The sequence below is a fragment of the Sphingomonas sp. VDB2 genome, assembly GCF_047946695.1.
GTDB lineage: Bacteria > Pseudomonadota > Alphaproteobacteria > Sphingomonadales > Sphingomonadaceae > Sphingobium > Sphingobium bisphenolicum.
The window spans coordinates 3,700,342-3,713,858 of sequence record NZ_CP159615.1; the positions used below are offsets into that span (position 1 = coordinate 3,700,342).

At 65.6% G+C, this 13,517-nt stretch carries 14 protein-coding genes; 7 read left to right on the forward strand and 7 right to left on the reverse strand.

What is annotated here, in order from left to right:
• Positions 1-20: 20 nt before the first annotated feature.
• The 4 genes from ABT375_RS18470 to ABT375_RS18485 form a co-directional block, all read right to left on the reverse strand.
• Positions 21-1,226: an ABC transporter permease gene (locus ABT375_RS18470; protein ID WP_224550038.1), complete on the reverse strand. Its 1,206-nt coding sequence runs from the start codon at positions 1,224-1,226 to the stop codon at positions 21-23.
• Between the two features lie 187 nt (positions 1,227-1,413).
• Positions 1,414-2,118, reverse strand: coding sequence for an ABC transporter ATP-binding protein (locus ABT375_RS18475; protein ID WP_416463593.1), 705 nt, complete (start codon positions 2,116-2,118; stop codon positions 1,414-1,416).
• Between the two features lie 6 nt (positions 2,119-2,124).
• Complete coding sequence (locus tag ABT375_RS18480; protein ID WP_416463594.1) at positions 2,125-3,663, reverse strand: efflux RND transporter periplasmic adaptor subunit; 1,539 nt, start codon at positions 3,661-3,663, stop codon at positions 2,125-2,127.
• Positions 3,653-5,116 carry an efflux transporter outer membrane subunit gene (locus ABT375_RS18485; RefSeq protein ID WP_416463595.1) on the reverse strand — a complete coding sequence of 488 codons (1,464 nt, stop codon included), beginning with the start codon at positions 5,114-5,116 and terminating at the stop codon, positions 3,653-3,655. The genes ABT375_RS18480 and ABT375_RS18485 overlap by 11 nt, the downstream gene beginning before the upstream one ends.
• A gap of 183 nt (positions 5,117-5,299) precedes the next feature.
• Here ABT375_RS18485 and fabD point away from each other — a divergent pair, with 183 nt between their 5' ends.
• Together fabD and fabG are read left to right on the forward strand one after the other, a co-directional pair.
• A complete protein-coding gene (gene fabD, locus ABT375_RS18490; protein ID WP_261935209.1) occupies positions 5,300-6,235 on the forward strand; it encodes an ACP S-malonyltransferase in 936 nt (311 codons plus the stop codon).
• 61 nt (positions 6,236-6,296) lie between these two features.
• On the forward strand, positions 6,297-7,037 hold the full coding sequence (fabG, locus tag ABT375_RS18495; protein ID WP_224550042.1) for a 3-oxoacyl-[acyl-carrier-protein] reductase: 741 nt from the start codon (positions 6,297-6,299) through the stop codon (positions 7,035-7,037).
• 55 nt (positions 7,038-7,092) lie between these two features.
• Here the strand turns inward: fabG and ABT375_RS18500 are convergent, their stop codons facing one another.
• Together ABT375_RS18500 and ABT375_RS18505 are read right to left on the reverse strand one after the other, a co-directional pair.
• The gene (locus ABT375_RS18500) at positions 7,093-7,674 is read right to left on the reverse strand and encodes a hypothetical protein (RefSeq protein ID WP_416463596.1); all 582 of its coding nucleotides are present in this window, start codon (positions 7,672-7,674) and stop codon (positions 7,093-7,095) included.
• Positions 7,671-8,900, reverse strand: a complete 1,230-nt coding sequence (locus ABT375_RS18505) for a glycosyltransferase family 87 protein (protein ID WP_416463597.1) — start codon at positions 8,898-8,900, stop codon at positions 7,671-7,673. Before ABT375_RS18505 ends, ABT375_RS18500 begins: the two co-directional genes overlap by 4 nt.
• Positions 8,901-9,103: 203 nt before the next feature.
• Between ABT375_RS18505 and ABT375_RS18510 the strand changes: the two genes are divergently transcribed.
• From ABT375_RS18510 to ABT375_RS18525, 4 genes are all read left to right on the forward strand, one after another.
• The gene (locus tag ABT375_RS18510) at positions 9,104-9,337 is read left to right on the forward strand and encodes an acyl carrier protein (RefSeq protein ID WP_007689016.1); all 234 of its coding nucleotides are present in this window, start codon (positions 9,104-9,106) and stop codon (positions 9,335-9,337) included.
• 179 nt (positions 9,338-9,516) lie between these two features.
• Entirely contained in the window at positions 9,517-10,776 is a 1,260-nt protein-coding gene (gene fabF / locus ABT375_RS18515) for a beta-ketoacyl-ACP synthase II (RefSeq protein ID WP_224550045.1), read from the forward strand.
• Positions 10,777-10,882: 106 nt separating this feature from the next.
• Positions 10,883-11,881: an endolytic transglycosylase MltG gene (gene mltG, locus ABT375_RS18520; protein WP_416463598.1), complete on the forward strand. Its 999-nt coding sequence runs from the start codon at positions 10,883-10,885 to the stop codon at positions 11,879-11,881.
• On the forward strand, positions 11,845-12,249 hold the full coding sequence (locus tag ABT375_RS18525; RefSeq protein ID WP_416463599.1) for a hypothetical protein: 405 nt from the start codon (positions 11,845-11,847) through the stop codon (positions 12,247-12,249). Before mltG ends, ABT375_RS18525 begins: the two co-directional genes overlap by 37 nt.
• 14 nt (positions 12,250-12,263) lie before the next feature.
• Here ABT375_RS18525 and ABT375_RS18530 read toward each other — a convergent pair whose 3' ends face one another.
• On the reverse strand, positions 12,264-12,686 hold the full coding sequence (locus ABT375_RS18530) for a sugar transporter (RefSeq protein WP_416463600.1): 423 nt from the start codon (positions 12,684-12,686) through the stop codon (positions 12,264-12,266).
• An 87-nt stretch (positions 12,687-12,773) separates the two neighbouring features.
• Between ABT375_RS18530 and ABT375_RS18535 the strand changes: the two genes are divergently transcribed.
• Positions 12,774-13,292 (forward strand): 2'-5' RNA ligase family protein, encoded by a 519-nt coding sequence (locus ABT375_RS18535; RefSeq protein WP_416463601.1) that lies wholly within the window; start codon positions 12,774-12,776, stop codon positions 13,290-13,292.
• Positions 13,293-13,517: the final 225 nt, after the last annotated feature.

Genomic DNA, 13,517 nt, shown 5'->3' on the forward strand with positions numbered 1-13,517 from the left:
TTTGTCGCAAAATATATCAGCTACTCGTGACGCAGCGCGTCGATCGGGTTGAGCGCCGCCGCGCGCCGGGCCGGGAAATAGCCGAACACCACGCCGATCGCCGCCGAAAAGACGAAGGCGATCAGATTGACCTTGATGTCGAACAGAAACGGCACCTGCATCAGCGGCGCGATGGCGACCGTCGCGATCAGCGCCAGGAACAGCCCGATCAGGCCGCCCAGGCAGGACAATACGATCGCCTCCACCAGAAACTGCATCAACACCTCGCGCGCGACCGCGCCGATGGCGAGGCGGATACCGATTTCCCGCGTGCGCTCCGTCACCGACACCAGCATGATGTTCATGATGCCGATGCCGCCGACCAGCAGCGAGATTGCCGCCACCGCGCCGACGATCTGGGTCAGGATGGTGGTGGTGCCGGTCAGCGTGTCGCTGATCTGCTTGGTGTCGAAGACGTTGAAATTATCCTCGGCGCCCGCCTTGATCTTGCGCCGCTCGCGCATCAGTTCCTCCAGGCTCGACTGGACCGTGCTGGTGTCATAGGCGTCATCGACCGCGACCATGATCTGGCTGATGTCGCGGTCGCCCGTGAAGCGGCGCTGCACGAACTTGATCGGCATGACGACGACATCGTCCTGGTCGCCGAAGCCGCCCTGGCCGCGCGTCGCCAGCACGCCCACGACCTGGCAGGACACGCCCTTGATCCGCATCCGCTTGCCCACCGGTTCGGCGCCCTGGAACAGGTTGGTGCGCACCGTATTGCCGATGATGCAGACGGGGCGGCCGGCCTCCTCCTCTTCCGCCAGGAACAGGCGGCCGTCCGCGACCTTCCACTGCTGCACCTCGGAATAGGCCGATGTGGTGCCATAGACGGTGGTCGACCAGTTATTGCCTTCATAGATGGCGGTGCCGCTCGACTGCACCACCGGGGCGACGGCGCGCACGCCGGTTAGCTGATTTTCGATCGCGGTGAGATCGCGTTCCTTGAAATCGGGCGGGCGCGGGCCGCCGCCGCCGCGGCCGAAGCCCTGGCCGGGGCGCAACTGGAGCACATTGGCGCCGAGCGAACTGATCTGTTCGCGCACCGCCGCCGTGGCGCCATTGCCCAGCGTCACCATGGTGACGACCGCGGCGACGCCGATGATGATGCCCAGCGTGGTGAGGAACGACCGCAGCTTGTGCCGGTTGATCGCGCGAAAGGCGAGGATGATGGTGGTGCCTAGCATGGACGGTCCTTCCTCTCCCTTAGGAGGAGAGGGATGAGGAGACTTGGCAGCTTGCTGCCTGGCCGTAGTTGGGAGAGGGGGGAGGGCGCAGGCTTCATCCCCCTTTTCCAACTTCGCCTCAGTCGCTTCGCGCCTAAGGCTACATATCCTTCTCCCCCGCGGGGAGCAGGCTCGATCGCTCTCTCCGTCACGCCGCCACCTTCTGTTCCACCCGCTCGACCAGGCCGTCCTTGAAATGGACGATGGTGCGGGCGAAGGCGGCCATGTCGGGTTCGTGGGTCACCATCAGCACGGTGATGCCGCTGTTGCGGTTGAGGTCGGTCAGCAATTCCATGATCTCCACCGACCGTTCCGAATCGAGGTTGCCGGTCGGCTCGTCCGCCAGCAGCACGTCGGGATGGGTGACGATGGCGCGGGCGATGGCGACGCGCTGCTGCTGGCCGCCCGACAGTTCGGCCGGCGTATGGTCCCACCAGTCCTTGAGGCCCACCTTGTCGAGCGCGGCCATGCCCATGTCGTAGCGGGTCTTCTTGTCCTCGCCGCGATAGAGCAGGGGCAGTTCGACATTTTCCAGCGCGGTGGTGCGCGACAGCAGGTTGAAGCCCTGGAACACGAAGCCGAGATAGCGGCGGCGCAGCAGCGCGCGCTGGTCGCGGTCCAGCGTTTCGACATGGCGGCCCTTGAACAGAAACTCCCCGCCCGAGGGCACGTCCAGGCAGCCCAATATGTTCATCGTCGTCGACTTGCCGGACCCCGACGGCCCCATGACGGCGACGAAATCGCCCTGCGCGATGTCGAGGTCGATGCCCTTCAACGCCTGGAACGCGGTCGGGCCTTCGCCATAAACCTTGGTCACGCCGCGCATGGCGATGATCGGATCAGCGATCGGCATGACGCGTCAGCTTCCACTCTGGCGGCCGGTGCCGCTAGGCTGGGATGGTGCGGCCGGCGCGCCGTTCGTCGGCGCGACCGGCGCGGTTTCGGGTGCGGCGTCGCCCGAATTGCCGAGCTTGCCGACGCTGGCGGGCGTGCCGTCGGCCGACGGATTGCTCTGGCGGCGGTCCGGCGCCCTGGTGTCGGCACCCGTATCGGCCTTCTGGTCCTCCGCCGGGGCTTCCTGGCCGGCCGCGAGCTGGCCGGTGATGACGCGCATTCCTGCCTTCAATGCGCCGCCCGTAACGGCGGTGCGCGATCCGTCGCTGGCGCCGACCGTTACCTGCAGCGCCTTGGGATTGCCGTCCTCGCCGACGATATAGACGGTCTGGCTGCTGCCCGCGCCGAAATTGACCTGGCGCTTGGCGCCGCCACGGCGCATCCGGCCCGGACCCGGCAGGACGCTGGTGATGCCGCCGCCCTGCGCGGCGCTGCTGGGCTTGAAGCGTAGCGCACTGTTGGGGACCAGCAGGACGTTCTGCAGTTCCTGCGTCACGATGTCGGCGGTCGCGGTCATGCCGGGACGCAGCGTCTCATCATCATTGTCGACCGACAGCACCGCCGTATAGGCGACCACCGTGCCGGTCGTGCTGGTCGTCGTCGTGCTGGTGGACGAGGACGAGCTGCTGGAGCTGTTCGACCCGACATTGACGCGCGTGACCTTCGCCGGGAAGGTGCGGCCGGGGAAGGCGTCGACGGCGAAGGTGGCGCTCTGGCCTTCCTTCACCTGGCCGACATCGGCTTCGTCCACCGACACTTCAACTTCCATCTGCGTCAGGTCTTCGGCCAGGGTGAACAGCACCGGCGCGTTCAGCGAGGCGGCGACGGTCTGGCCCGGTTCGATGTCGCGCGACAGGACGACGCCGTTCACCGGCGACACGATCTGCGCGATCGACAGGTTGGTCTGCGCCGTGGACAGTTGCGCGCGCGATACGTCCACCTGCGCCTGCGACGACCGCAGCGTGGCCAGCGCCGACTGATAGTCCGCGCGCGCGGCATCGATTTCGGTCTTGGCCGGCACCTTGCCGCCCGACAGGTTGAAGACGTTCAACTGCCGGTCGAGCGTCGCCTTGGCCAAGGCGACCTGCGCCTGCGCCTGCGCGACACTGGCCTGAGACGATGCGACCTGCGCCCGATTCTGGTTCACCGTGTCGACCAGCCGGCGGGTGTCCAGTTCAGCGAGCTTCTGCCCCTTGGTCACGCGATCATTGACGTCGACATAGACCGCGGTGATCTTGCCAGACTGTTCGGACCCGACATCGACCTGGTTGATCGGCTTTAAATTGCCGGTGGCCGACACGCTGACAGTCAGGTCGCCCTGCCGCACTTCGCGCGTCGCATAATTGGGCTTGTCGTCACCTGAAAAGCAGCGCGCGAGCAACAGGATCGCGACCAGCAGGACAAGGCCGATGCCGCCGCGGATCACCCATTTGCGCCACGGCTTTTCGGGCTTCGCGCCCAGAAAGTCGTCAAGATCCTGGTCTTTGGTCACATCATTGCTCATTTGGGCGATCGTCCATGCTCTGCCAGCCGCCGCCCAGCGCATTATAGAGCTGGGCGATGGCCAGAACCTCGTCGGATTGCGCGGAAGCCAGGCTGTTGCGCGCGTTCAATAGGGTGGATTCGCTGGTCAGCAGCGTCTGGAAGTCGGTCAGGCCCGCCTGATATTGGCTGCGCGCCAGAATCGCGGCGTTGTTCGAGGCGTCATAGGCGACGGCGAATTCCGCCTTGCGCGCGCGGGCGCTGGTCAACTGCGCCATGGCGTTCTCGACATCCTCCAGCGCGGTGAGGACGCTCTGCTTATAGGCGGCGAAGGCGGCGTCGGTCGCGGCCTTTTGCGACCGTACCTGCGATTGCAACCGCCCGCCGTCGAAGATCGTCTGCGCCACATTGGCGAAGACGCCGCCGGTGATCAGGCTGAACAGGTCGCTGAAGGCGTTGGACGTGGTGGCGATATTGCCGCTGATGCCGAGCGAGGGATAAAGCTGGGCCTGCGCGACGCCGATCCGCGCGGTGGCGGCGGCCAGCGCCCGTTCGGCGCTGCGCACGTCGGGCCGCTGGCGCAGCGTGTCGGCGGGGATGCCGGTCGCGATCTGCGTCGACGCGACAGGAATGGGGGCGGGGGTTTCCAGCGCGCGGGTCGCGTCGCCCGGCGCCTGGCCCGTCAGCACCGCGATGCGGTTGAGGCTGCCCTTCAGGCTCGCCTCGATCTGAGGGATGGTCGCGCTGGTCTGCGCCAGTTGCGCGCGGGCCTGCTGTTCGTCCAGCGACGAGACGAGGCCGGCCTGCAAGCGCCAGCTGGCAATGTCGAAATTATCCTTCTGGACGCGCTGGCTTTCGCGCGCGATGCGCAACTGTTCCTGCGCCAGCCGCGCCTGGATATAGTTGGTCGTCAGTTCGGATATGATCGTCATGCGGACATTGGCGAGGTCATATCCCGACGCGGCCAGATCCGCCCGTGCAGCCTCGGCAGTGCGGGACAGTTCGCCGAACAGGTCGATCTGCCAGCTCGCATTGGCGCCCAGCGAATAGGTGCTAGACCATTTGCTGGCGCCCGTGCTGATGACGTTGCCATTGTCGTCGACACGGGTGCCGCCCGCCTGGCTACGGTAATTCTTGCCGCCGCTGCCCGATCCGCTGATCTGCGGCAAAAAGCTGGCATTGGCCTGGCGCAGCGATTCCCGCGCCTGCCGCAACCGGGCCTGCGCTTGGACGATGTCCAGATTATTGGCGATGGCGCGGTCGATCAGGCCGCTGAGCGCCGGGTCGTTCAGCCGCGGCCACCAACTGGCGAGGTCGGCATCGCCGACCGGGGCGGAGGCGCCCTGGCTATAGGCTGCCGGCAGGCCCAGCGCAGCGCCCTGCGGCGCGCGATAGTCCGGCCCCGCCGCGCAGGCGGCCAAAAGCGCAGGCAGCAGGAGCGCCGTGCCGCTGATCCAGCTTATGCGATATCGCACCTTTTCCTTGCACTCCGTCGTCGTTAAAGGGGCGGCCACTCTGCCCCGATCCGAAAGGGGGTTGATACGTCCGGCCCCTGACTGCCGCAGGGGTGTGTACGGCTCAATGACATTTATGTCTCAAAGTGTATCGTGTTTGAATTTATGCGCTTTTTTAAGCGCCTTGTGGTCAGGGGATAAATGATGCGGGCATTTCTTTTTCCAGGGCAGGGCAGCCAGTCCGTCGGCATGGGCAAGGCGCTGGCCGACGCCAGCCCGGCCGCGCGGGAGCTGTTCCAGGAGGTCGATGACGCCCTGTCGCATCATTTGTTCCGGTTGATGGTGGAAGGACCGGAAGACCGGCTGACCCTGACGGAGAATGCCCAGCCCGCAATCATGGCCAACGCCATCGCGACATTGCGCGTGATGCAGGCCGAAGGCGGTTTTTCGCTGGCCGAAAAGGGCGACTATGTCGCTGGCCATTCGCTCGGCGAATATAGCGCGCTCTGCGCCGCCGAAGCGCTGGACGTCGGCACCACGGCGCGGCTGCTCAAGCGCCGCGGCTACGCCATGCAGGAAGCCGTGCCGGTGGGCGAGGGCGCGATGGCCGCGCTGCTGGGCGCGGACATCGACAAGGCGCAGGCGCTGAGCGACGCTGCCGCACAGGGCGAAGTCTGCGCCGTGGCCAATGACAATGATCCGAGTCAGGTCGTCATTTCCGGCCACAAGGGCGCGATCGAGCGGGCCGTCGCCATGGTCAAGGATCATGGCATCAAGCGCGGCATCCTGCTGCCGGTATCCGCGCCATTCCACTGCGAACTGATGCAGCCCGCCGCGGATGCGATGGCGCAGGCGCTGGCCGCGTCCGCGCTGACCGCGCCGCTGCTGCCGGTCTATGCCAATGTGCTGGCCGCGCCGATCGCCGATCCTGAAGAGATCAAGGCTCGCCTGGTCGAGCAGGTCACCGGCCGCGTCCGCTGGCGCGAATCCGTCGCCGCCATGTGGACCGCGGGCGTCACCGACTTCGTGGAAGTGGGCGGCAAGGTGCTTGGCCCCATGGTCAAGCGCATCGCTCCCGATGCGACCGTGCGCAGCATCGTGACGATGGACGATATCGAGGCGGCGCTGGCGGCTTTTTGACCCTCTCCCGTCATCCCCGCCTCCGAGGGGATGACGGGCTTTATGGATGAAAGGATTATCCATGTTCGACCTAACAGGCATGACCGCGCTGGTGACCGGCGCTTCGGGGGGCATCGGCTCGTCGATCGCCAGGGCGCTGGCCGCGCAGGGCGCGACCCTCGCGCTTTCGGGCAGCAATGAGGAGAAGCTGAAGGCCTTCGCCGCCGAACTTGGCGGCGACCATAAGACGATCGTCTGCAACCTCAGCGATCCGGCCTCGGTGGATGCGCTGGTGCCGCAGGCGGTCGAAGCACTGGGCGGCCGGCTCGACATCCTCGTCAACAATGCCGGCATCACCCGCGACAATCTGATCCTGCGCATGAAGGACGAGGAATGGAGCCAGGTGATCCAGGTCAATCTGGAGGCTGCTTTCCGTCTGGTCCGCGCCGCCGCCAAGCCGATGATGAAGGCGCGCTTCGGCCGCATCATTTCCATCACTTCGGTGGTCGGCGTCACCGGCAATCCGGGCCAGTCCAACTATTGCGCGTCGAAGGCGGGCATCATCGGCATGTCCAAGTCGCTGGGCCAGGAACTGGCGAGCCGCGGCATCACCGTCAACTGCGTCGCGCCCGGCTTCATCCGGTCGGCCATGACCGATGCGCTGAACGATGCGCAGAAGGGCGCGATCCTCCAGAAAATCCCGGTCGGCGATCTCGGCGATGGCGACGACATCGGCGCGGCGGTGGTCTATCTGGCGAGCAAGGAAGCCGGCTATGTCAACGGCCAGACGCTGCACGTCAATGGCGGCATGGCGATGATCTGATCGCTTCGCCCATCGCGAAGCCAAGCGGGCCGGGCGCTGCGCGTTCCGGCCCTTTTCAATAGCCGGCGCGTTTCAGCACCTGCTTCACCGCCGCGATGGTCTTGACCTTCGCGACCTGATCCGGACCGTCGCGCCGGCCGCAATCGCAGGCATAATGGTCGAACAGGCGCTCGGTCGCCTTGACCGGGACCAAGGCCGTTTGGCCCGGCTTCCAGTCGTCGAGGACGCGTATGTCGTAAAGGGTGCCGCTGACGTCATAATGGCGGATGTGCCAGGCGAGGATCACGATCAGTTCCTTCGCCGCATCCCGGTCCGCATTGGCGAAGCCGATCGCGGCGATATCGGGCGATCCGCCCTCCTGCTCGCCGATGGTGACGCTGACCGGCGCGCCGTTCCCCTGTTCGGGCAGCATCACCAACTGCCGTTCTGCCTCGTCCTGCGGGCCGGCCAGATAGTCGGCGAAGATCACCGCCCGGCCATTCCATGCGGCGGGGGTGACGTTCACCGCCTCTGCCGGCAAGCCCAGCCGCCGGGCCGCCCGATGCTGCGTACTGGCGGCATGGGCGGCGCTATCCTGCGCGACAGCGGGGGGCGCCGCCGTCAAGGCGAGGGCCAACGCTATGACGATTCGCTTCACGCTTCGACTCGTCGCGTCATGATCCGCAGCCAGGACGGGAGCGCGCCATCCAGCACCGCCGCCCGCCGCAGCGCCAGCGCCAATACCGCCATGGCCGCGATCAGGTTCACCGGCACATGGGTCAGTTCCGACAGCGACCGGCCGAACAGCGGTGCGATCCAGGCATAGGCGAGCCATGTCGGCTCCCAGCGCAGCGCGCCGCGCCCCCGCATGTCCGCCGCCATGAAGGCGATGGCGACGCCCAGCAGCACGAAATCATAGTCCAGCACATAGGGGGTGCAGAGCAGGGCCGCGCTCAAGGCCGCCGCGCCGCGCACCGCCATCGATCCGCGCCGCGCGGCGATCGCGGCCGCGGCGATGGCGATCGCGGTGACGACGCCCTGCACGGCATAGGCAAAGGGGATCGATCCGCCCCATTGGCGGATCGCGGAAAAGGGGCTCTGGATTTTTTCCCAGCCGGTCGCGCCGGCCTCGATGATGATATGCTGCGTCAGCGGCAGGGACTCGATGAAGGCCTGCCACACCGGCCATCCCCAGATGGCCAGCGTCACCAGGCAGAGCACCGCGACGGTGAGGCCGGCCGATACGAAAGCGCGGATATTGCCCCGCGCCAGGATTAGCACAGGGATCAGCACGGCGAATTGCGGCTTGTAGACCAGCGCGCCGAGCAGCATTCCCGCAACCCATGGCCGCTTGTCGAGCAGCAGCATGCCCGCGCCCAGCAGGCTGGCGGTCAGGAAGGCATTCTGGCCATGGCCCAGGCACACCAGCACGACGGGCGCGCCCAGCGCCACCAGCATCGCATCGCGATCGTCCGGCAGGATGCGCCGCACCAGCGCCAGGGCCAGCATCAGCGTCATCCCCTGCCAGATCAGCAGCGCCGCGACATAGGGAAATTGCGCCAGCAGGGTCGCGACGATCAGGAAGGGCGGGGGATAGTGCCAGCCGTAAAAGGGGATGGCGGGATCGTGATGGACCTGCTTCTGGACCTCATAATGGGTCGGCCAGTCCCACGCCTGTGGCGCGCGGCCGTGATCGGCCATCCAGCCGGCGGTCCAGACGTTGGAGAAATCGGTGCCGAGCGGTCGACCCAGCGAATTTACCGTCCCATGCGCGGTCGCGAACAGGTAAAGCAGGCCGATCACTGTCGACGCCAGCACCAATATCGCCGTCAGCCGGACGCGCGCACGGGTGACGAAAGGGTCGGGAGAAGGGACGATGGCCATGCTGCACCCCTCGCATAAGCGGCTGAAATTTTGGTAAACAGACGGTTATCGGGAGGCAATCGGCCATTTTTTGTTGCCGGATCGTCGCGTCAGGCAATGTGAGGGCTTGGCGACCTAGCCTCTTGCCTCTATCGGAGCTTGGCACTAGGGCTGCCTTAACGGTTGTTCAGACCACCAACGATACCCAGTAAGAAGGACCACTCATGAGTGAGACCGCGGATCGCGTAAAGAAAATCGTCGTCGAGCATCTGGGCGTTGAAGCCGAAAAGGTGACCGAGGACGCCAGCTTCATCGACGATCTGGGCGCGGACAGCCTGGACATCGTCGAACTGGTGATGGCGTTCGAAGAAGAATTCGGCGTCGAAATCCCCGACGACGCTGCCGAGAAGATCGCGACCGTCAAGGATGCGATCGACTATATCGACAGCAAGCAGTAAGGCGTTTTGCGGCCCGCGCCGACGCGCCGGGCCGCCCTACGCGTTAGGAAATGGCTCCTCCTGTCCGGTGACCCCGGAATGCGGGGAGCCTTTTCGTATCTGGCGCGCCGTTCACAAGTCCGCCGCAAGGGGCTAGACGGGACGGCGCGGAGCCAAATGGAATATTTCGGAGCAAGCATATGCGTCGTGTCGTCGTAACCGGCCTTGGCATGGTCAGCCCGCTCGGCGGGGATGTGGAAACCAGCTGGAAGAACATCATCGCGTCCAAATCGGGCGCAGCCACGATCACGCGCTTTGATCCGACCGACTATAAATGCCGCATCGCCTGCGAAGTGAAGCCGGCAACCCATGAATATGGCTATGATCCGGGGCTGGACGTCGATCACAAGATCCAGCGCCAGGTCGACCTGTTCATCGTGTTCGGCATTTCCGCCGCCAGCCAGGCGCTGCGCGACGCGGGCCTCGACAATATGTCCGAGGAAGAGCGGCTGCGCGCCGGTTGCTCGATCGGGTCGGGCATCGGCGGCCTGCCGGGCATCGAAAGCGAATCGCTGGTATTGGCCAACAAGGGGCCGAGCCGGGTTTCCCCGCACTTCGTCCATGGCCGCCTCATCAACCTGATTTCCGGCCAGGTGTCGATCAAATATGGCCTGATGGGGCCGAACCATGCGGTCGTCACCGCCTGTTCGACCGGCGCCCATTCGATCGGCGACGCCGCGCGCATGATCGCGATGGACGATGCCGACGTCATGCTGGCGGGCGGCGCGGAAAGCGCGATCTGCCCGATCGGCATCGCCGGCTTCGCCCAGGCGCGCGCGCTCAGCACCAATTTCAACGACGCGCCGGAAAAGGCGAGCCGCCCCTATGATGTCAATCGCGACGGCTTCGTCATGGGCGAAGGCGCGGGCGTGGTCGTGCTGGAAGAATATGAACATGCCAGGAAGCGCGGCGCGAAAATCTACGCCGAAGTGATCGGCTATGGCCTGTCGGGCGACGCCTATCATGTCACCGCGCCCCATCCGGAAGGTTCGGGCGGCTTCCGCTCGATGCAGATGGCGCTCAAAAAGTCGGGCCTCAGCCTCGAAGATATCGACTATGTGAACGCCCACGGCACCTCGACCCCGCTGGGCGACGAGCTGGAACTGGGCGCGGTCAAGCGGCTGTTCGGCGATCATCTGGGCAGCATGTCGATGTCCTCCACAAAGTCGGCGATCGGCCATCTGCTGGGCGGCGCGGGTGCGGTGGAGAGCATCTTCTGCATCCTCGCCATGCGCGACGGGATCGTGCCGCCGACGCTTAACCTCGACGAGCCGAGCGAGAGCTGCAAGGGCGTGGACCTGGTCCCGCACGTCGCCAAGGAGCGCAAGGTGCGCGCGGTGCTGAACAACTCCTTTGGTTTCGGCGGCACCAACGCCTCGCTCATCATGAAGGCGATCTGACTTTGGATCGTCATTGCGAACCCCGGCGAAGGCCGGGGGAAGCCATCCACGGGCGCATCACGGGATGGCTTCGCTCCGCTTGCAATGACGATATGGGCTGACGGCGATGGCCCGGCGTTCCAGATCCACCCCCACACGCAGCCTCGCCGGCATCATCCTTCTGATCGGCCTGGCCGTCGCGGCCTTCATCGCCTTCCGCTTCGTCTATGGCTGGAGCGAGCAGGGGCCGGCGACGCAGGATATCAGCGTCGTGGTGCCGGAAGGATCGACCCTGTCCGACGCGGCGGTGCTGCTGAAGCGGGCGGGCGCGGTGCGCTCCGCCGACGCCTTCCTGACGCGGGCGAAGGTCTTCGGCGCGGGCAAGTCGATCAAGGCGGGTGAATTCGTCATCCCCGCCGGCGCGAGCAACAGCGACATCCTGTCCATCCTGCAAGGCGGCAAGACGCTGACCCGGCTCATCACCATTCCCGAAGGCATGCCCTCGCTCCTGGTGCATGAACGGCTGATGGCGAACGACCAGTTGACCGGCAGCATTCCGGTGCCGGAGGAGGGCAGCGTGCTGCCCGACAGCTACGCCTTCGACAAGGGCGAGCCGCGGGCCGCCGTCCTAAAACGGATGCAGGCGGCGATGGACAAGGCGCTGGCCCAGCTCTGGGCCGAGCGCGCGCCCGAAACCATCGCCAAATCGCCGAAGGAGGCGATCATCCTGGCCAGCATCGTCGAAAAGGAAACCGGCGTGCCGTCCGAACGGCCGATGGTCGCGGGCGTCTATAGCAACCGGCTGCGCACCAACATGATGCTCCAGGCCGACCCGACGATCATCTATCCCATAACCCGCGGCAAGCCGCTGGGCCGCCGCATCCGCAAGTCGGAGATCGCGGCGGTCAATGATTACAACACCTATGCCATGGTCGGCCTGCCCAAGGGGCCGATCGCCAATCCGGGGCGGCTGTCGATCCTGGCGGTGCTGCACCCGGCGCAGACCAAGGCGCTCTATTTCGTCGCCGACGGCAAGGGCGGCCATATCTTCGCCGACACCTACCAGCAGCATAATGAGAATGTACGCAAATGGTTCGAGATTCGCCGCGCGCGCGGGGAATTGTGAAGGCGCGTTGCCGGAATTTATGGCCGCTCGCCGCGGCGTTGCTGCCGTTCAACGCCGACGCCCAAACCCATGATCCGGCGATCCGTCATTCCGCGCGCTGCCTGATCGTGGTGGCCTCGCTGGCGTCGAGCGAGGATGCGACGCTGAAAATGTCCGGCCTGATGGGTTCGCTCTTCTTCGCTGGTCAGATTTTCGGCGCGGAGCCGGATATCGATCTTGCAAGTCTGATGAAGCGCGAGGCGATCGATATCGACGAACGCCTGACCAAGGAACTGCTCGTCCAATGTGGTGGCGAACTGCAGCGGCGCGGCGGTCAGATCAGCGCGGCAGGGGAGGCCCTGAAGGCGATCAGCGGCAACGCGCGCTGATCCCGCGGCTTAACTCAGCGCAACACCCCCTTCGCCACCAGCGACCGGGCATAGAGCCATGCGAACAAAGCGACGGCGAAGATCAGGGCGGGGAAGGGGATGGTGACCGCCCAGCCCTTTTCCGCCAGCAGGTTCGTGCCGAGGAACGTATATCCGAACTGCGCGATCACGCAGACCAGCGAGATCAGGCACAGGAAGGGCGCGATTGCCTTGCGCAGCAGCAACGCGATGGCGCCCAGGGTGCCGGTCGCCACGGCGATGGCATAGACGATCCAGACCCAGGCAGGCATCAGCGCGAAGGCGCGCGCGCTGGCGGGGTCGGTCCGCGCCAGTTCATGCACGTCCATTGTATATTGCATGGTGAAGGCGGCGATGCCCATCAGCCCCCACAGCAGCAAAATGACGCCGATGATCGTGACGCTACGCGACGTGGCCATGATGTCCCCCTCCTTGCTTCACGCCGCTGCGCCGTGCAGGACGCCAAGGATAAATCATATACCCGATCGCTGCGGACAGGAAGAGACATGACGATAGCGGAACGAGGCGCGCCGGTCATCGTCACGGCGCTGATGGGCGCGGCGGATTTCGCCTGGGCGGACGGGCTGCGGCGCGCGCATTTTCCGCCCGATCGCAATATGCTGCCGGCGCATATCACGCTGTTCCACCATATGCCGCCTTCGCTGTTGCCGGAACTGGCGGATCGGTTGAAAGGGCTGTGCCGCGGGCCGGCGCCTGCCGCGACGCTCGCCGCGGTCATGTCGCTGGGGCAGGGGGTCGCCTATCGCATCGACAGTCCTGGCCTGATGGCGATGCGCGACGATCTGGCGGACGCCTTCATCGGCCTGCTGACCCCGCAGGACCAGGCCCGCCCGCGCCTCCACGTCACGGTCCAGAACAAGGTGAAGCCGGACGTGGCGAAAGCGCTGGCGGCGCAATTGGCGGCGGATTTCCGACCGCGCGCCTTCACGATCGCCGGCCTCGCCGCCTGGCACTACCGCGGCGGGCCGTGGGACCTGGCGATGAAGGCGATGTTCAGGGGGTAGCCTTTAGCTCTGAGGCAAGTCGTTGGAGCAGGGCAGCGAGTGCCAACGCCTCCCCTTCATTCATTTCTATGGGATCGTCATGTGGATCGCGTGTCTTGATGTGGATGCCATCAATCCACACTGTGACTCCTTCTACGGGTTCATACGTTCGAACCACACCGCCTCCCAATCTCCGTTCGCCCTGAGCCTGTCGAAGGGCCGCTCTCTCATTAGAAAATGAGCGCG